The sequence below is a fragment of the Trichocoleus sp. FACHB-40 genome, assembly GCF_014695915.1.
GTDB classification, from domain to species: Bacteria; Cyanobacteriota; Cyanobacteriia; order Cyanobacteriales; family FACHB-T130; genus Funiculus; species Funiculus sociatus.
Map to the genome: position 1 here is coordinate 153,031 of NZ_JACJPF010000098.1, position 17,253 is coordinate 170,283.

Below are 17,253 nucleotides of genomic sequence, written 5' to 3' on the forward strand. Positions count from 1 at the left end.
ATCTACCAGTTGATAGATTTATTGTTCCCTAAATTTCTTAGAAATGTACCTACAAATTCATAGTTTGTTAAAAGGTACGGTCAGAAAAAATTCCAAATCGCACAAAAGATAAATTTCAAGGCTCCAAAAACGTTTCCACTTTGCCATCAGGACTAAGAACGACACGGATTTGAGCATTGCGATCGCTTTCAATAGCAGAAACAAAAGGTTTCCCAGGCGCAGGCATTCCCGTGTTGTCAATATACCTAACTGAAGCTTCTCCTAAAGGTCGAATGCGCTCAATTGAGCCATCCGGATTCAGTTGCAGATAGTATTGCAGAGTTTGTTTCAAATCTGCGGGGGGCTTCCAGCGCTGCTGAAGGTATTCTCTGATTTGCGCTACCTGGGGAATAGTGTCAAATAACCTGCCATCATTAGTAGCCGACCTATTATTTGATGCCACCTCGCGCCTTCCCGCAGGTGGGGCAACACCGCGACTAGCCACCTGAGCAGGAGCATCGTTGCTAGACTCTGCCGAACCGGGATTAAGTAAAGGAAGATCCGGAAGTGGGGGAGGCGTAACCGGAACGCTGGCGCTACTTGGCGACCCTGAAACGCTTTCACCCCCAGAATTGCCAGTCTGCGATGGTACTATCGGCGCACTCACCCCACTTTGACTGGGGATAGGCTGAAACCTATCAGGACTAAGAGTTGGTTTTACTGCTGGCTCAGGAGGTGCTTTCAGGACTGGCAGCTGTTGGCGATTGCCAGGGGCTATGGGTGGGAAAAGTGGCTCTTGGGGTGGGGCTGGGGCTGAGGTTCGAGCTTGGGGAAGCGTACTAAAAGACGGGGGGCTAATGTTTCTAGGGGGAGGGGGGAGCGCAGTCAGAGGGGCAGGCGGAGTCAGAGGCGACGGCGAAACGACTATGGGAGAAGAAGATAACGCACCTGGAGAGGGAGATAAGGAAGGCGTGGGCGACGCAGAAATCAACGGCGGCGGCGTTGGCGCTCCTCCTTGGAACGGTGTTGGCGTTACTAGCGGCGACTGAGCTGCATTTGGCAGTTGAGCGGTGGTTGTGGGTGTAGCTTGGGGTGTGGATGCAGTTTGCACGACAGCATTCTGTGATTCCAGCAGTTTTACCATAACTGCTGTCAAACCCACTCCTAGCAGAAAAATTGCGGCCGTCCGAGTCCAAGCGGGCGGATTAGAAAGCAATTTGTGGCGCTTCAGGCTAGGCAAAGCGACAAGTTCAGTCGCGTATTCATCTAAGGCTGTGGCTAAGTCGAATAATTGCAACACGCTCAGGGTAACGACTGGCCCTGTTTCTTCGGTTGCCATCTGCCCTAAAAATAGGTCGTGGGAAAGTAAACCTCTCGGTTGCAAATAGGGGGTTAAGGTGCGAGGGTACGATCCTATGGGGACAACATCTGGGTTTTGCAGTGTTGTCACTGGGACGCCTAATGCTGGTTCTTCTTGGGCTGCGGCTGTCTGAATTTTCGTCGCCGGAGGCTCGAAAGAGGACTGCTGGAGGAAGTTCTGCACGTAGCTGGTAACACCTTCATACAAGGCTTCCAGATCAGCGCGATCGCCCTGAATTGTCACTCGTTTATCTTCTGGCTGGCGCGGATCGTCAAAGCTCAGCTCAAATCGTAGATGCTTCAGCACTGGTTGTCCTGCCCAGCGGGACAGGGGCGAGTTTTTCGCCTTTATTTCCAGCGTACAGGTGGGGGGAGTATAGCGTCTCAAAACCATTTTGCTAATTCAAGGATTGCTAATTGTTAGCGGGCGCGATCCAAAAGTGCTAACCAGAGGCGGCGATGACCGTTAGGGCTGCTGTAAAAGAGTAAATCAATCAGAAGTTTTAAAGCCAGGTGGGTTAAGGAGTCAGTTGATACGTTTTCTCCTTCGTCCATGCGTTCTTGATATGTGTTACTAAAGGCATCGAGATAGTCTCCTAATAACGATGCTTGATGTGGTTCGCGGTTTTGCTCGGTTAGCTGTTCGAGTAGGGCAACAGCGCGACGGATTAGCTCTTGGTATTGTTTGGCAAGATGGCAGATGATCAAAACAAGCGATCGCGCTTCCTCTACATCTAGCTTTTTCCGGCCTCCCTGGCTCTTCCGCATTGGGTTAGATTGTCGCAGTCGCCACAAAGCTACCCGATCTGCCACTATTGACTCTAAATTCAGTTCGGCTGCTGCCTGAAGTATCGCCTCGGAACCTATGTTCGCCAATGCTTCCAAAGCCAATAAAACTAAATCCAGTTGAGCTTTGATGTTGTCCAACTGAACTTCATTCGGCTGTTGGGGAAGGGGCAAATCATCCCACTGCGGGGTTGATGCAGGTGTCTTCACGATGGAGGTCATATCTTTAGAGTAGGTGACGAGACTAGCTGTAACTTCACCGTTACCAGTCTTGAAACCAGACTCTCACGATTTGGAGAAGTTTCACAAGTCTTGGCCAAGAGCTAATGGCTAATCGCTAGAACAATTAGCCATTAGCTCTTAACGCTATTTAATATACGCAATTGTGACACCTGTGCCGCCTTCTGATGTCCCAGCTAAAGAAAAACTCTCGATTTGCGGGTGCTGTTTCAAGAATTCGTGGACTCCTTCTCGTAATTTTCCGGTTCCTTTGCCGTGTATTATCCACAAGCAGCCAGACTCCATTGCTTTAGCGATCGCTTTCTCGATCACTACTTCTGCATCAGCTACTCGACTACCCCGAATATCGATAGTATTTTGGGAAGTGCGAATTACTGGCTTCGGGCTGGGGGTTGGGGTTTGCGAATCAGATTTTGGATTTTGGTTTTTGGCTTGACTTTGTTTCTGTTCCTTGTTCTTGACTAGCTGTTCCGGTTTTTGACCATCCAGAGATTCAATATCTTCCAGCTTCACGGTCATTTTCATTAACCCGAAGCGGACAGTGAATTCTCCATCTTCGTCTGGATTAGTCAGCACTTCGGCGGTTTGATTTAAGCGAGGAATGCGGACGCGATCGCCACTTTTGGGATTAAACCCTGGTTTTTGTTTGGGTGGCGGCGATGGTGGGATATAACGTTCGGCAATTTGATTCAAGGCATTGGTTGCACCTTGGGCATCTTGAGCGGTAGCATTTCCTTGCTGTAAGCGCCGAATTACTTGGGCAATTTCTCCTTTGGCTTGATTTAAAGCTTCGGCTACTGCTCTTTCTTGCGAAAGCTTCAAGTCCCGCTCCCGTTCTTGCAAATTTGTTGCTTTTCGCGAAACTTCTTGATAAAAACGTTCTGCTTGTTGCAACAACTCTTGAGCTTCTTGCGCCTTGGTTTCTTGGCTGCGGCGTTGTGCTTCAAGTCCAGCAATCACCTGGTTGATGTCTTCGGATGCACCACCCACCAAACTTTGAGCATCTTCGACAATTTCCGGATTTAGTCCCAAACGTCGGGCAATTGTCAGGGCGTTAGAACGTCCGGGAATTCCCCATAATAGCCGATATGTAGGGCTGAGGGTACGATCGTCAAACTCTACGGAGGCATTTTCAAAGCGTTCGTCTTCATATTTCAGCGCTTTGAGTTCGCCAAAGTGGGTAGTGGCGATAGTCAGTTGGGCGGTATTTGCCAGATATTTTAAAAGAGCGATCGCTAATGCACTTCCTTCGGCCGGATCTGTACCCGCACCGACTTCATCCAGCAAAATTAGGGATTGGGGATTGGGGATTGGGGATTGGGGATTGGGGATTGGGGATTGGGGATTGGGGATTGGGGATTGGGGATTGGGGATTGGGGATTCTTGTTCTTCCTCAGTTCCTGTATTACTTATCGCTTTTAAAATCCGACTAATGCGGCGAATATGACCGGAAAACGTAGATAAACTCTGTTCCAGTGACTGCTCATCCCCAATATCAGCCAAAACCAGGTCAAACCAGGGCAATTCTACTGGCTCTCTTGCTGGCACAAATAACCCCACCTTCGCCATCAGTGCTGCTAATCCCAGCGTCTTCAAGGTGACAGTTTTACCGCCAGTATTAGGCCCGGTAATCGTTACTACCCGAATTTGCGGATGAATCAGTAAATCCACTGGTACAACTGCGGTGCCTTGTTCGTGTCGCTGCTGCCACACCAACAGAGGATGACGCAACTGGCGCAGGGTGATGGGTTCGCCTGCATCACGTTCGATAAATTTGGCTGGATTTGCTTCTAACCAATAACTGTATCTGGCTCTAGCTGTTGCCAAATCTAAAGTGGTTGCCACTGCCAATAACTGTTCTAAATCTGGCTTAACTGCTGCCACTTGTTGAGTTAAAGCTTGGCGAATCGCTTCTTCTTCAGCTTGTTCTTGCCGTCGTACCTGCCGCAATTGATTTCCCAGCTGCACAATCGCATTTGGTTCAATAAACAGCGTTGCGCCGCTGCTAGAGGTGTCGTGGACTATACCGGGAATGGCATCTTTTTGGGGTGCTTTGACAGAAATCACAAAGCGATCGCCCCGCTGTTTTATAGTCGGTTCCTGTACTGCATTGCTTTGACGCTGCAAAATTCCCTGCAATGTCTGATAAATGCGATCGCGCAATTGCCGCATCTGGATGCGAATGCCACCTAGTTTGGCACTCGCCCTATCTGCTACGTCTCCTCGCTCATCAATACAGCGGTTAATTTCCTGCTCTAGTTCTGGATAGGTGCGGATGTCGGCGACTAGCTCACTTAACACTGGCACATCTTCTTGATCGTCGATAATGCGCCGCAGTCGCCTCACTCCCGCCAGAGTTGTTGCGATCGCCAGCAACTCTTCCCCAGCCAAAAGTCCCTGAAGTTCCGCCCTTTCTAAAGAATCGCCTATGTCACTAATTCCATCAAATGTCAAACCAGCCCTCAAGCGATTTTCCAGTTGGTAGACTTCCTGAGTTTGGGCGGCGAGGTGCAGACTTTCAGACTGAGCAGTGGGGATTTGCAGATGGGTTGCAGCGAAAGCCCCCAGCTTAGTTGCCGCAAAGGTTGACAGATGCTGGCACAGGCGGGGCCATTCTAGTAGTTCGAGCGTCTCAGATTGAATCAAAGCTTAAAAAAATTGCTTATATATATTCAATTTTAAGCTGTGATGAAGCTATAGAACGAGCCAGCCGCAATGATTGCCGTCAAGCAAATTGCCATTCATAGTCCTGGGCTTGCTCGAACAACACCCACCCGATTTCCTCCCAAGGTTGCAGGGGAGTTGGGGTAGAGGGAGTAGCGATCGCTTCATCAAGATTTTCTGCCTGTTCTGTGTCCAAGTCATCAAATATTTCTGTAAGTGCGTCCAAGTCCCGCTCCCTCATAGGCATGGCGAGCTGGGAATCTTTCCCGGCTGGGATTTTTCCAGTAGTAGATGCAAACATGGCGTTCCTGATGAAGATAATTTTTTCAAGCTATGGCAAGCTTCTCCTGCACACATCTACCTAATTAAATAAGTTTATTTTTACTTAGTTCTATCTTTATAAGGGTGCTGAAGATAAAATTTCTCTCTAACAACTTTTAATTCCTTCTTTGGATAGAGGACATTAAAAAAGATTTAATTTTTCCGGTTTTCCCTGACATCGCGGCTAGGTCGGGACTTGTTTTACCTAAGTTAGTAAGAATACAACAGCCAAAAAGAAGAATCTCATTGTGACGAGTGACGCAGGTGGAGCATAGAAAAACCAGTGAGCCAACAACTGAGTCAAACAGTGAGCCGAATAGCCGATACATCTGAAGGGATTATAAAAGTGTAGTCAACAGCTCAGTTGGTTAATGAAGCTCAAGAACAAACTTCTCGTTTATGGATTTTGTGCATAAGTCTTGTAGCTATCTAAGTGCCAGTGCAACTCATTCAACAATACTAAGTATTTATGCTGTTCAACCCAGCTAACTTACCCTACTGGATCTTCCTAGGGATGGGAGTCCTTTTATTCCTATTGGTGATTGTTTCTGGTGGAGGAGACTCTGACGTAGATGTAGATGCTGACGTAGATGTAGATGCTGACGTAGATACCGGCGCAGAGGGTGAATTTGGCGGATTAGAAATATTGGGATGGTTAGGCATTGGCAAAGCACCGCTAATTCTATTGTTAGGAACTGACTTTAGCCTCTGGGGTGTCATCGGCTGGATGCTCAATGTCTGGGTTGGCAGCCTCACAGGTCGCATCCCCTACCGTTTTTTTGGATTAGGGGGAGTTGTGTTATTAGGTTCAATGGCAATTAGCTTATTTCTGGGAGGGTTGATTGCTCGACCGTTGGGGAAAATTTTTGCTTCCTTTGGGGAAGATGTCAGTAGCGATCGCTTGATTGGTTGCATTGGTACAGTCAGTTCTGCCTTTATTCCCCACCAGCACCGAAACAAAATTGGTCAAGTAGATGTAATTGATTCAGCGCGAAATCTCGTTACTATTAACGCCACTTTACCTAATTGGGCAAACGTTCTCCCGCGACGCGGCGAAAAAGTTTTAGTCATTGAACGTTGGGAACAATACTATTTAGTCGTCGCCAAAGATAGTTTAGATCAAGAACATTGGCTTGAAAATTCACGCAAGTAAGATATTCCTCCTTCCCAGTGTGCGACTGGCAATGAAGTTAAAGAGGCTCTGGTTCCTTATCAACTAAATCACCTTTTTACCAATCAACAATATGCTATTTTGGCTCACCTTTATCCAATCACTACCGATTGCTAACGTCTCTGAATTAGCGCCTAACGATTTGCAAGCAGAGGAAAATATTCCCCTGAATGAGCAATCAAATCTAGTCGCTCAAACACTCCAACCACTTCCAGTACAACCTACAGTTGCCCAACTAGGTAGCGGCATTGTCTTCCCTGGAATTATTGCCGCTTTGGTTTTATTACTGCTGTTAAGTATTTGGGCGTATACGCGGGTTTATGTTGTTACACCCAACAACGAAGCTTTTGTGAGAACTGGCGGAGTTTTTATTAAAAGTAAATCGGTCATTCTCTATGGTGGTTGCGTTGTTTTACCTGGCTTTCACCAACTTACCCGCGTACCTTTGCGAGAAATTTCGATTGACGTTGAGCGCACCGGGAAGCTGGCTGTTCGTACTCAAGATTACCTCCGGGCAAATATGCGGGTGACTTTCTATGTCTGCATCAATGCCGACGAACAAGATGTTTTAACAGCAGCAGCTAGACTATCCAGAGCTGGGAAGATTACGCCGGAAGATATTAAAGATGCCCTGGAAAAACGCGCAGATGATGCGATTCGAGCAGCGGCAAAAAATAAGAGTTTAGCCGAGATTGATTCAGACAAAATTGGGTTTGCTGATGCCGTTTTAAATTTAGTTCAGCAAGATTTGAAGAAAGTAGGTTTGACGCTGAACAATATTGCCATTTCAGAAATTGAAGAAAGCGATACCTACGATACAAATAACTTCTTCGATGCTCAAGGTGTGCGACTGCGGACTGAAACCATTCAACGCTCGATTCAACAAAAACGAGAAGTTGAACTAACGACTCAAGTTACCATTGAGCAGAAAGAATTGGATGCCCAAAAGCGATCGCTCCAAATCGAGCAAGAGAAAGAAAACGCCAAACAAGAGCAACAACTGCAAGTAGAAGCACTCAAAGCTCAAAAACAGCGGGAAATCCAAGAATCGAAAGACAGAGAAGCAGCAACCGTGCAGCGTACCAAAATTTTGCAGCTAAAATCCGTTGAAGAAGAAGAAATTCGCAAGAAATTGGGAGTGCAACAAAGCCAAATTGAGGCAGATATTTCCCTAGAAGAACGCAATAAACAACTTAAGGTGGCGCAAGCACTACAAAAACAAGAAGCGGAAGTTGCGGAAATAACCCGCCAGCGCATCATTCAAGAGGAAGAAATTAATAAAAAACTGGCAGTCCAACAAAGCCAAATTGAGGCAGATATTTCCCTAGAAGAACGGAATAAACAACTCAAGGTGGCGCAAACACTGCAAAAACAAGAAGCAGAAATGGCGGAAATTATCCGTCTACAGACAGTAGAATCCTCGAAATTGCAAGCGCAAGTGCAGGTAGCAGATTCAGAAAAGCTGTCAAGAATTGCCCAAGAAGAGGTAGCGATCGCAGTCGCCAACAAAAAACGGGAAAGCTTTGTCGCTGAGGCACAACAAGCCAGAGCAGAATCATCTGTGACAACGGCAAGCGCCGTTGAGAAAGCCGAACGGGACAAACAGCTTTCAATTATTGCCGCCGAACGAGAAGCCCAAGAGAAGAGTATTAGCGATCGCAACGTTGTCGAAATTGACGCTTTCCGACGCAGAAGGCAAGCCGAAATCGCCCAACAAGCAGCAGAACTAGAAGCCGAAGCAATTCGCACCCTAGCCGATGCTAACCGCGACAGAGCTTTAGCCGAAGCCGAAGGGATTCAAGCCCAAATTTCTGCCCAAAATACGATTAGCGACGCTAACCTCACTGCCAAGATTATCACCACAATTTGGCCGGATCTAGCAGATAAACTGCCAGAAATTGTCAAGGCATTGGCACCTCAACCAGGAGTTATCGGCGATGCCCGAATTTACTCCTTCCCCGGTGCAAATGGCAGCAACGGCAACGGTGCAGGTGACATCAACAAAATGTTACTATCCACCAGCGGTTTAGCCTTAATTAACACCTTGCTTGAAGATGGCAAATTAGGCTCATTAATTGGTCAAGTTAGTAATCTGGTTCGTAGCAACAACGGTAGCATCCCGCCAGAAGCTCTCACCGCCATGATTTCCTCAGTGGAGAAGCCAAGCCAAAATAACAACCAAGACGGTATGCAAACCAGTTAAACCCTCGTTCCAATCCCTCTCCTGTAGAGACGCGATATATCGCGTCTCTTTTCCGTAATTGAGAAGGCATTTAGGTCTTCTTATCCGAGAAGTATTGGCATACCCACTCTACTTTGGGAAGATGCCACTCACGAACGGCTGAGCCAAGTTTGAATGGAATTCTTACCCAGGCGAATCCAGCCACACGACAATGAGACGGTTAATCCTCCCCCTAATAGGGTTGCTGGCGCTTTTCACCTCTAGCTGTCGTTCTGAGCGTGTGGCAGCTACCCCAGAACAAGTTGTACGCCAAAACAACCTCTGTCCCTCTCCCACAACCCAAGCTCAAGACTTTCACGTGCTGGGTACCCGCCAATGGTCGCAGGGTGTAGTGGTACTCTATAGCGCCATCTGTCCCAGCAGCGATCGCAAACAAGCGCCGCCGCAGATATTTGGTCACAGTGTGCTTGTGCGTCAAGGTAGTGGCTGGGAACAGATTGGTAATGGCAGCGCTGAATTCTTTACGGAGCTCCCGCAGTTACCGCCAGAGGAGCTGGTATGGTATGCAGGCAGCAACTACTCGAATGATAAAGGTGAAACTTACGCCCTCACTTACGGTAAGGTACTCTCGCCAGAAGTCTCAGCTGTCGAAATAACCTTTGATAACAAGCAGATTCTGCGCGACGAAGCCACTAACGGTGTTTTTGTCCTCATATCACCAGCCGCTAATCATTCTTGCCAAATGCGGGTACTGGGTAAGAATGACAAAATACTGCGGCGCATTAACGATGTGAACTTTGACTTACAAAATAATCGGTGCTAATCGCTTTTTTAGTGAGATAGTTTACTCGCGCTTCGCTATCCCTTCGCAGCATCTCCGATGCAACCGCAGCGCCTCATTTCCTAGGCTTCCTCACTCAGTAGTTTTTCCTTCAACTCCTGACACTCTTTTGCTAACGGTATGCCTAAATCTGTAGCGATGGATAAAGCGCGATCGCAACACTCTAGAGCTAGAACGCGATCGCCTAATTTGTGATGGAGTCTGGTCAAGTTGTAGAGAATTATAGCCTCATCAGAACAAGCACTAATGTATCTAAAAATCTCTAGCCCAGCCTGGAGATTTTCAACAGCTTTTGAATACTCCTTAAGTTCGATAAGAGTATTCCCCAAATTACCATGTGCCTTTCCTTTGCCCTCATTATCGCCTATTGTCTGTGCAATGGCTAAATGCTTGCTATGGCAAGATTTCGCCCGTATGAACTTTTCTAAGCAATGATAAACAACGCCTAGATTACCTAATGCTATACCTTCCCCAGCAGGATCTCCAATCGCCTTTGCAATAGTCCGATGCTGCTTATGGCAATTAATTGCACGGTCATAATCTCCTATGGATTTATAAGCAATACCTAAATTGCCTAATGCCTTAGCTTCAGCTTCTCCAGCACTATCGCCTCTGTTGCGTACGGTAGTTAAATACTGTTCAAGGTATTCAATAGCTTGGGGGTAGTTTCCTAAAGATAGGTAGGCATTACCCAGATTACCTAGAAAAAGAGCGTCCTCTCTAGGATGTAATTTGGCTACAAGTCTGTTATACAGTTCAATCCTTTCCTGATGGTAGCCCCAAATACCTAGCTGGATGTGTAATTGGTTCTTTGTAGGTGTATTGAGGCGAATAGAAAGAATTTTGCTAGCTCTTTCCCAGTCTCCTACTTTGCATAAATGGTGAAATGGTTCCAGGTATCCCCGCACTTGCTCTAGCTTGGGGGCATCTGGATCTGATCTATACGCTGTGCGCCAGATATAAGCTGCCATGAGGTGAGCCGATCTCTTGTCTGTTTGTTCCAAAAGTTCATACGCCACACTCCGAATCAAGTTATGCTGACGGAGTTGGTATTTGCTAGTGCCAGTAGCTGACTCTTCAAAAACGAGATAGCGAAGTTTTAATGTCGCAATTGCAGATATTTTTTGCTCCTCAGTCAGACTCCATAACATTTCAAGCCAGAAGGCTTTTGGCACTGAACGCCGATAAACTGAACTACGAAGGAGTAGTGCAAAGGCAGAGGGTACATCTTGCTGCAACCGTTCTAAAGACTTCCTCACTCTGTCTTGAACTTGCAATTGCAACTCCTGATGACCAATCGCTGCTTCAATGGCTTCAAATTCTTGACGGTATTTGTTCCAGTACGCCACCACATTGCCATTAAACGGCTGAGTGAGGATTTCCCCAGCAATCACTTCGATAACCAGCGGATGTCCTTCATAAGCTTTCCCCATCCGCTTGAGATAATCTGCTGCCTCTGATTCTGGCGAAATCTCTTTCTCATCTCTCTGAAACAACTTCTGAAACAACTCGATCTGTTCGTTTTCATCAAGTCCCGTTAACCGTTCCTCATGCCAAAATCTTCGAGACTTGCAACTTTTAAACTGCGTTGGTAAATCCTGTGAAGTTAAAATCAGCCGACTTTGGCATTCCCCACCCGCCAGCAAGCGATTAAAAAATTCCCACCACCGCTCATTCTCAAACTCATTCCTGGCAGCATCCTCATCCCCTTTCCCTTTCAGCAGAAATTCTAGGGAATCCATCTGCACTAAGTAACAGTAATTTCGCAGCTTTTGCACCAAGCTATTTAGCAACCCATCTGCATTTGCTCGGTCATCTGCCGTTACTTCTTCTCCCAGTTGAGCCAGCAGCGCATCTGCGGCACTGACAAAATCTCGCATATCCCTATCATCAAAATTTACACATTTATACTGTTGCCAGTCTCCCCGCAGCTCGAAACTTGCCAAGCGTTCAGCTAAAGCAGTCTTACCTTGTCCCGTGATACCAGTAATAATTAATACTCGCAATTGTCCCCGCAGCTTTTCGCTTAGCTGGCAACTCAGTTCTCCTCGCTTTACCCAAGTCTCCTCGTCATAGGCAGAACAAGCGATTGACGGATTATCTTGAGGCAGGTTGGCAAATAGCTTCTCTTGTGAGTCAAGGTTAGAGATTTGTTTCCAATCCAGCCCTAATTTCTCGCAAATTTCTACAAAATTCTCAAAATCTACGGGTTCGCCTTTAAGGAAGTTTTTAACAGTAGATAGGGAAGGATTGATATGCTCAGCAAATTTTTTCTGACTGGGATAGCCATTGCGCTTAAGAGTTAATTTGACTTTCTCGATGTACTGCGGGGAAACCTGAAGCGATCGCGCCATAGCTAATCTTAGATAAACCTAACTCCCCAGCCCCCATAGAGAGCAAGGGAAGGGGGAAAATTAAGCCCCTCCCCGCACTCCGTGCCGCTGACGCTAACGCAGGGGAGAGGTCAGAGGTTGAATTACTCTATCAACTTAGTAGCAATTCTAACCTGCTAAAACTCAGCCATAAGTCAGCTACAACCCAACCATTTCTCAACTCAGTTCTCAACTAGCACCAAATTCAAATGGGATTACGAACTAAGAAGGAATCCCATGATGAATAAGAAAAACTTCGACTGCCTCCTAAAAGCCCTGGAAATCACTGAGATTGTGCTAGCTCTTTTTGCCTTTTCCCAACCTTTGGGAATTGCTGCTGGTACAGCGATTCTTGGCTACCTTTACCTGATGCCCTACAACAACGAAAATGATGAGGATGAAAATCAAGACTAGAAATCACTGAACCTGAAACAAATAAGCGATCGCCCACCGAGCTAACTAAACTGAGCCAAGGATGGGATCGCGCCTTTGAGTCCGCTCTCGTAGGACTTCGTTTGTGTAGCTGCGATCGCTCCACCCTAACCGGAAATCTTACCCTCACCCCCAGAACAAATTACCCATCGAATTTGATACCCTAACTTAAATAGTCTTGGGAACGGGAAGAAGCGTGGATATTGAAATTGGGCGGGGTAAAACAGCTCGTCGAGCTTATGGAATCGATGAAATTGCGCTAGTACCAGGGAATAGAACCCTAGACCCCAGTTTGGCAGATACGACTTGGCGCATCGGGGGTATTGAGCGAGAAATCCCAATTATCGCTAGTGCGATGGATGGGGTAGTAGATGTCCGCATGGCAGTTCTGCTGTCTCAACTGGGGGCTTTGGGTGTCCTCAACTTAGAGGGAATCCAAACCCGATATGAAAACCCAGAGCCGATATTAGAGCGCATTAGCTCAGTCGGGAAAGAAGAGTTTGTTGCGCTGATGCAAGAACTTTATGCCGAACCGATTAAACCAGAATTAATCGAGCGACGCATAGAAGAAATAAAAAGTCAAGGTGGAATTGCCGCAGTAAGTTCTACCCCTGCTGGGGCAACTAAGTACGGCGAGGTTGTGGCGAAAGCTGGTGCAGATTTGTTCTTCGTGCAAGCCACTGTGGTTTCTACCGCTTACCTGTCGCCAGAGTCGATAACCCCCTTGGATTTGGCGCAATTCTGTTTAGAAATGCCCATGCCAGTGATTTTGGGCAATTGCGTTACCTACGAAGTGGCTCTCTCCTTAATGAAGGCTGGGGCTGCTGGCGTGTTGGTGGGAATTGGCCCCGGCGCGGCTTGTACCTCTCGCGGCGTTTTGGGCGTGGGTGTGCCACAGGCAACAGCAGTTGCGGACTGTGCCGCTGCCCGCGATGACTATTTCAACGAAACTGGCAATTATGTCCCCGTCATCGCCGATGGCGGTTTAATCACTGGCGGCGACATCTGCAAGTGTATTGCTTGCGGTGCTGACGGGGTGATGATTGGTTCTCCGTTTGCCAGAGCAAAAGAAGCACCCGGAAGGGGGTATCATTGGGGGATGGCAACGCCAAGCCCTATTCTGCCTCGTGGTACTCGCATTCGCGTAAGCACTACAGGCACTTGCGAACAGATCCTTCGCGGCCCGGCTGCACTGGATGATGGCACTCATAACCTGCTGGGAGCTTTGAAAACCAGTATGGGGACGTTGGGAGCCAAAGACCTCAAACAAATGCAGCAAGTGGAAGTAGCGATCGCGCCCTCCTTGCTAACTGAAGGCAAACTTTATCAGAAAGCACAGCAATTGGGCATGGGTAAATAAACTTAAAGCCTAGTTTTTGGGCAAGAAAATTTTCCGGACTCAACACCAGAGTACGGGAAAAACTAAAGCCGTCGTCTAGAATAGAGAAAGCGGAGACGCATGTTTCCGTTCACTCCTCACACCACACTCCGCCCGGACTACTGTTCGGGCGGTTCCTTATTTAGGGCAGGAATAATTTATGTCTAAATGTATACGGTTTGAGGGAGAGAATGTCGGTTTTCACTATGATAGAATTGCCTATGAAATAAGAAAAATTTAAGCCAAGGATTTCTAGGGATGTCAGCAGCCGCACAAGTTACAGACGCCTCGTTTAAGCAAGAAGTACTTGACAGTGAAGTTCCCGTTTTAGTAGATTTTTGGGCCCCCTGGTGCGGCCCCTGCCGGATGGTGGCTCCTGTCGTTGATGAAATTGCTCAGCAATACGACGGTCAAATAAAAGTAGTGAAACTCAACACCGATGAGAATCCTAACGTCGCCAGCCAGTATGGAATTCGCAGCATTCCTACTTTAATGATTTTTAAAGGCGGTCAACGGGTTGATATGGTAGTGGGTGCGGTTCCTAAAACCACTCTCGCTAATACTTTGGAAAAGTATCTATAACCGCTCTCTAGGGGCAAAATACTGATAAGCCGCGAATATAGTTGTCTGTATTTTCGGAAATTATGCCCTTATGACATCAGCTGCTTCATCCTGCCTGGATGTCTTGGCTGATGGTTTTTCATAACTAAAAATATGCAAAAGCTAAAAAACCCGTTTTTTTTGGAAAAAATGGGGCTTTATTTTTTAGGTTCTCCGATTGTGTATAGTTCACAAACGGAGAATTCCTAGTATAAACTCCTATAGAAGGATACCCATATCTGCTCTGGGGACGCGAATCTAGCTACAATAGAATGCCGCCCTTGAAGCAAGAATTTATGACGATAACTCCTCCTTCCGATGCGCTTGAGTCGCTTCAGGCAGACGTAGCTGAACTAATTAACAATCTGCCGAACCTGAAACATGGAAAATGGATACAACGCACGCTGACATTACTGGTGCGATTGGCGGGGGAGGAGATCGATCGCCTGGACTGGAAAATCTTGAGTGCTTCTATGCTAGATATGGAGCGAGCATTTCAAGTATTTTATCCTTATCGGCACGTCCGCAAGGTGACGATTTTTGGTTCGGCTCGGATTTCGTCGGATAGTCCAGAATACCGCATGGCTGCTGATTTTGCTCGTTCCGTGACTGGATTGGGTTACATGGTGATGACCGGTGCTGGTGGGGGCATTATGCAGGCGGGAAATGAAGGCGCTGGTGCTGAAAATTCATTTGGGTTGAATATTCAGCTGCCTTTTGAGCAGGGAGCAAATCCGTTTATTGAGGGCGACCCTAAGCTAATTCCTTTTAAGTATTTTTTCACGCGAAAGCTGTTTTTTCTGAGAGAAAGCGATGCGATCGCACTCTTTCCCGGTGGCTTTGGCACCCAAGATGAAGCGTTGGAATGTTTAACGCTTTGCCAAACCGGAAGGTCTGGCCCCATTCCTGTCGTTTTAGTTGACCGTCCCGGTGGCGACTACTGGAAAGCTTGGGATGCTTATGTTCGCGAACATTTAGTTAAAACAGGTTTGGTGAGTCCAAACGATCCTAGTCTCTACACGATTACAGATAATTTAGATGTGGCGTGCGAGGCAATTAATAGCTTTTATCGGGTTTATCACTCCAGTCGCTATGTAGAAGGGAAATTTGTTATCCGCCTCAAGACTGATTTATCGGATGCAGATGTTGAACAGCTGAATGCAGACTTCAGCGACATCTTAGTGAAGGGACAAATTGAAAAAACTCAGGTATTACCTCAAGAGACAGGGGATGGAACTGAAAAACTGCCTCGCCTGGTTTTGTACTTTAACCAGCGGGATTTTGGTCGCTTGTATCAGATGATTGCCGTAATTAACCGTCTGGGAACTCCTTCACCAGTAGCAGCGCATCCAGAACGCAAGTAAAAATTTGTTAGCACGATTACAAAAATGCTCTGCGGGCAGCATTGGTAATTTTACCAATGCTTTATCGCTAATTTAGTGGTAGTATTTCTATCCTAAAATTTAACTTATCGGAAAGTTGTCATTAGCCAGCTTTCCGATACTTCATATTTGCCGTGAATCTTCACACGAGCTTTAAAAAAGGAATTAGTATTTTTACTTGATCTTTAAGCCAACTTGATAAATTCTTTAAAAAAGTGGTCTAAGATAAGTAGTTACACGGAGAAATTAAGAATTTATTGTCTGTCTAAAGGCTGATTCTGGTAAAAACACCCATAAAAAAATCAGTAAATTCATCAGTCTAAGGGATGAGAAAGGGAAATAACGGATTGACAAAATGTGAAATATAAGTTGCGGTTGTAAGCAAAAAATGCGATCGCTCTATTAGCGAAATATAAAGTGACTCGATAACAACCCAGGAGATGCTCTCTAATGATGAAATTCAGCATAGTTATCACTACCTACAACCGTTTACCGTTCCTGCGGCGGGCAATTGAATCAGCACTAGCCCAAACCTTGCCTTGTGAAGTTGTGGTAGCGGATGACTGTTCATCGGATGGTACCCAAGAATACGTTCAGAGTCTGGGTGATCGCGTTGTTTATCACCGCAACCCAGTTAACAGCGGTCACTCGGTCACAGTAAATACTGGGGTTGAGGTGGCAAAAGGAGATTGGGTCAAACTGTTGGATGACGATGACTATCTGGCACCCAACTGCATTGAGGAAATGACCAGAGCGATCGCGCAACGTCCAGGCGCAGTTATTTGCTCTTGCCAAGCCATTCAAGTTGATGTCAATGGCGAAGAAGTCACCCGCACAAAACCGAGTGGCCCAGGCAACGTGTTTTACGTGCCACAAGAGGACATCCACTACGGAATGCTCATGGAAGTAGTTCCTTTTGGTACACCAGTCCAAGTTGCTTTCAAAAAAGAAGCCTTTCGCCAGTCAGGAGGTTGGGATTCAACCTTAGATGGAAACTGCGACGACATCGACTCCTGGGTAAAAATTGCTCAGTACGGTGATGCTACCTTTGTCAATCAGTATCTCACCTTCCGCACATTATGGCCCGGTGGATGCAATCAGAAGTTTTCCCTACAAAAACGATTAGAAACAAATATTTTAATCAAAGAAAGAATCTACCCGTTAGTCAATGAAAAATATCGCTCATCCATACCGAAACTTAAAGAAATTCAAGCGTTTCTTAAGCTACATTGGAGCCTGGTAAGTTTAAAGCAAGGAAAAGTCGGAGCAGCTTTGAAAATGGGATATCCAGCTTTACTTTCGCCTATAGCCTGGACTTCTTTAGCAAGAGTTGTTTATTCCAAAAAAATCAAGCGTCAGTCTCAATATGTGCGGCAAGAAGTTATGCCATACATCACAGCGTCTACATAAGTTGTAGACGTTCCGTAAGCTGTAGGCTATCTTAAATAGATGAATTGATTTCAAGAAAAATGCAAATTCCCCTATTTAGGAAACTTTGGCAAGAAAGTAAGAAGCAAATAGCAGCAGATCGTTTTATTATCATATT

Annotated in this window: 13 protein-coding genes; 8 read left to right on the top strand and 5 right to left on the bottom strand. The window is 46.4% G+C overall.

Annotated elements, in window-relative coordinates; translation table 11 throughout:
- Window positions 1–115 precede the first annotated feature (115 nt).
- The 4 genes from H6F63_RS21700 to H6F63_RS21715 all read right to left on the bottom strand — a co-directional run bounded on the left by H6F63_RS21700 (window position 116) and on the right by H6F63_RS21715 (window position 5,329).
- Window positions 116–1,732, bottom strand: coding sequence for a DUF4335 domain-containing protein (locus tag H6F63_RS21700; protein WP_190639520.1), 1,617 nt, complete (start codon window positions 1,730–1,732; stop codon window positions 116–118).
- A gap of 26 nt (window positions 1,733–1,758) precedes the next feature.
- Window positions 1,759–2,346 carry a DUF3038 domain-containing protein gene (locus tag H6F63_RS21705; RefSeq protein ID WP_190639521.1) on the bottom strand — a complete coding sequence of 196 codons (588 nt, stop codon included), beginning with the start codon at window positions 2,344–2,346 and terminating at the stop codon, window positions 1,759–1,761.
- Window positions 2,347–2,490: 144 nt separating this feature from the next.
- A complete protein-coding gene (locus H6F63_RS21710) occupies window positions 2,491–5,010 on the bottom strand; it encodes an endonuclease MutS2 (RefSeq protein WP_190639522.1) in 2,520 nt (839 codons plus the stop codon).
- A gap of 79 nt (window positions 5,011–5,089) precedes the next feature.
- Window positions 5,090–5,329, bottom strand: a complete 240-nt coding sequence (locus tag H6F63_RS21715) for a hypothetical protein (protein ID WP_190639523.1) — start codon at window positions 5,327–5,329, stop codon at window positions 5,090–5,092.
- Window positions 5,330–5,818: 489 nt separating this feature from the next.
- On the opposite strand from H6F63_RS21715, the gene H6F63_RS21720 reads away from it, so the two are divergent.
- From H6F63_RS21720 to H6F63_RS21730, 3 genes are all read left to right on the top strand, one after another.
- Window positions 5,819–6,502, top strand: a complete 684-nt coding sequence (locus H6F63_RS21720) for an OB-fold-containig protein (protein ID WP_190639524.1) — start codon at window positions 5,819–5,821, stop codon at window positions 6,500–6,502.
- Between the two features lie 91 nt (window positions 6,503–6,593).
- Window positions 6,594–8,723, top strand: a complete 2,130-nt coding sequence (locus tag H6F63_RS21725; protein WP_190639525.1) for a flotillin domain-containing protein — start codon at window positions 6,594–6,596, stop codon at window positions 8,721–8,723.
- 190 nt (window positions 8,724–8,913) lie between these two features.
- Window positions 8,914–9,525 (top strand): hypothetical protein, encoded by a 612-nt coding sequence (locus H6F63_RS21730; RefSeq protein WP_190639526.1) that lies wholly within the window; start codon window positions 8,914–8,916, stop codon window positions 9,523–9,525.
- Window positions 9,526–9,605: 80 nt separating this feature from the next.
- Here H6F63_RS21730 and H6F63_RS21735 read toward each other — a convergent pair whose 3' ends face one another.
- Complete coding sequence (locus H6F63_RS21735) at window positions 9,606–11,897, bottom strand: tetratricopeptide repeat protein (RefSeq protein WP_190639527.1); 2,292 nt, start codon at window positions 11,895–11,897, stop codon at window positions 9,606–9,608.
- A 255-nt stretch (window positions 11,898–12,152) separates the two neighbouring features.
- Between H6F63_RS21735 and H6F63_RS21740 the strand changes: the two genes are divergently transcribed.
- From H6F63_RS21740 to H6F63_RS21760, 5 genes are all read left to right on the top strand, one after another.
- On the top strand, window positions 12,153–12,329 hold the full coding sequence (locus tag H6F63_RS21740) for a hypothetical protein (RefSeq protein ID WP_190639528.1): 177 nt from the start codon (window positions 12,153–12,155) through the stop codon (window positions 12,327–12,329).
- A 214-nt stretch (window positions 12,330–12,543) separates the two neighbouring features.
- Window positions 12,544–13,707 carry a GuaB3 family IMP dehydrogenase-related protein gene (locus H6F63_RS21745; RefSeq protein ID WP_190423831.1) on the top strand — a complete coding sequence of 388 codons (1,164 nt, stop codon included), beginning with the start codon at window positions 12,544–12,546 and terminating at the stop codon, window positions 13,705–13,707.
- 276 nt (window positions 13,708–13,983) lie between these two features.
- Entirely contained in the window at window positions 13,984–14,307 is a 324-nt protein-coding gene (gene trxA, locus H6F63_RS21750; RefSeq protein WP_190423833.1) for a thioredoxin, read from the top strand.
- 314 nt (window positions 14,308–14,621) lie between these two features.
- A complete protein-coding gene (locus tag H6F63_RS21755) occupies window positions 14,622–15,689 on the top strand; it encodes an LOG family protein (RefSeq protein ID WP_190639529.1) in 1,068 nt (355 codons plus the stop codon).
- A 471-nt stretch (window positions 15,690–16,160) separates the two neighbouring features.
- Window positions 16,161–17,117 (top strand): glycosyltransferase family 2 protein, encoded by a 957-nt coding sequence (locus H6F63_RS21760; protein WP_190639633.1) that lies wholly within the window; start codon window positions 16,161–16,163, stop codon window positions 17,115–17,117.
- Window positions 17,118–17,253: the final 136 nt, after the last annotated feature.

Bases quoted from the DNA above. Each gene is read 5' to 3' on its own strand.
- H6F63_RS21735 (WP_190639527.1), bottom strand. From the start codon at position 11,897: ATGGCGCGATCGCTTCAGGTTTCCCCGCAGTACATCGAGAAAGTCAAA.
- H6F63_RS21755 (WP_190639529.1), top strand. From the start codon at position 14,622: ATGACGATAACTCCTCCTTCCGATGCGCTTGAGTCGCTTCAGGCAGAC.
- trxA (WP_190423833.1), top strand. From the start codon at position 13,984: ATGTCAGCAGCCGCACAAGTTACAGACGCCTCGTTTAAGCAAGAAGTA.
- H6F63_RS21730 (WP_190639526.1), top strand. From the start codon at position 8,914: ATGAGACGGTTAATCCTCCCCCTAATAGGGTTGCTGGCGCTTTTCACC.
- H6F63_RS21760 (WP_190639633.1), top strand. From the start codon at position 16,161: ATGAAATTCAGCATAGTTATCACTACCTACAACCGTTTACCGTTCCTG.
- H6F63_RS21740 (WP_190639528.1), top strand. From the start codon at position 12,153: ATGATGAATAAGAAAAACTTCGACTGCCTCCTAAAAGCCCTGGAAATC.
- H6F63_RS21715 (WP_190639523.1), bottom strand. From the start codon at position 5,329: ATGTTTGCATCTACTACTGGAAAAATCCCAGCCGGGAAAGATTCCCAG.
- H6F63_RS21700 (WP_190639520.1), bottom strand. From the start codon at position 1,732: ATGGTTTTGAGACGCTATACTCCCCCCACCTGTACGCTGGAAATAAAG.
- H6F63_RS21705 (WP_190639521.1), bottom strand. From the start codon at position 2,346: ATGACCTCCATCGTGAAGACACCTGCATCAACCCCGCAGTGGGATGAT.
- H6F63_RS21725 (WP_190639525.1), top strand. From the start codon at position 6,594: ATGCTATTTTGGCTCACCTTTATCCAATCACTACCGATTGCTAACGTC.
- H6F63_RS21720 (WP_190639524.1), top strand. From the start codon at position 5,819: ATGCTGTTCAACCCAGCTAACTTACCCTACTGGATCTTCCTAGGGATG.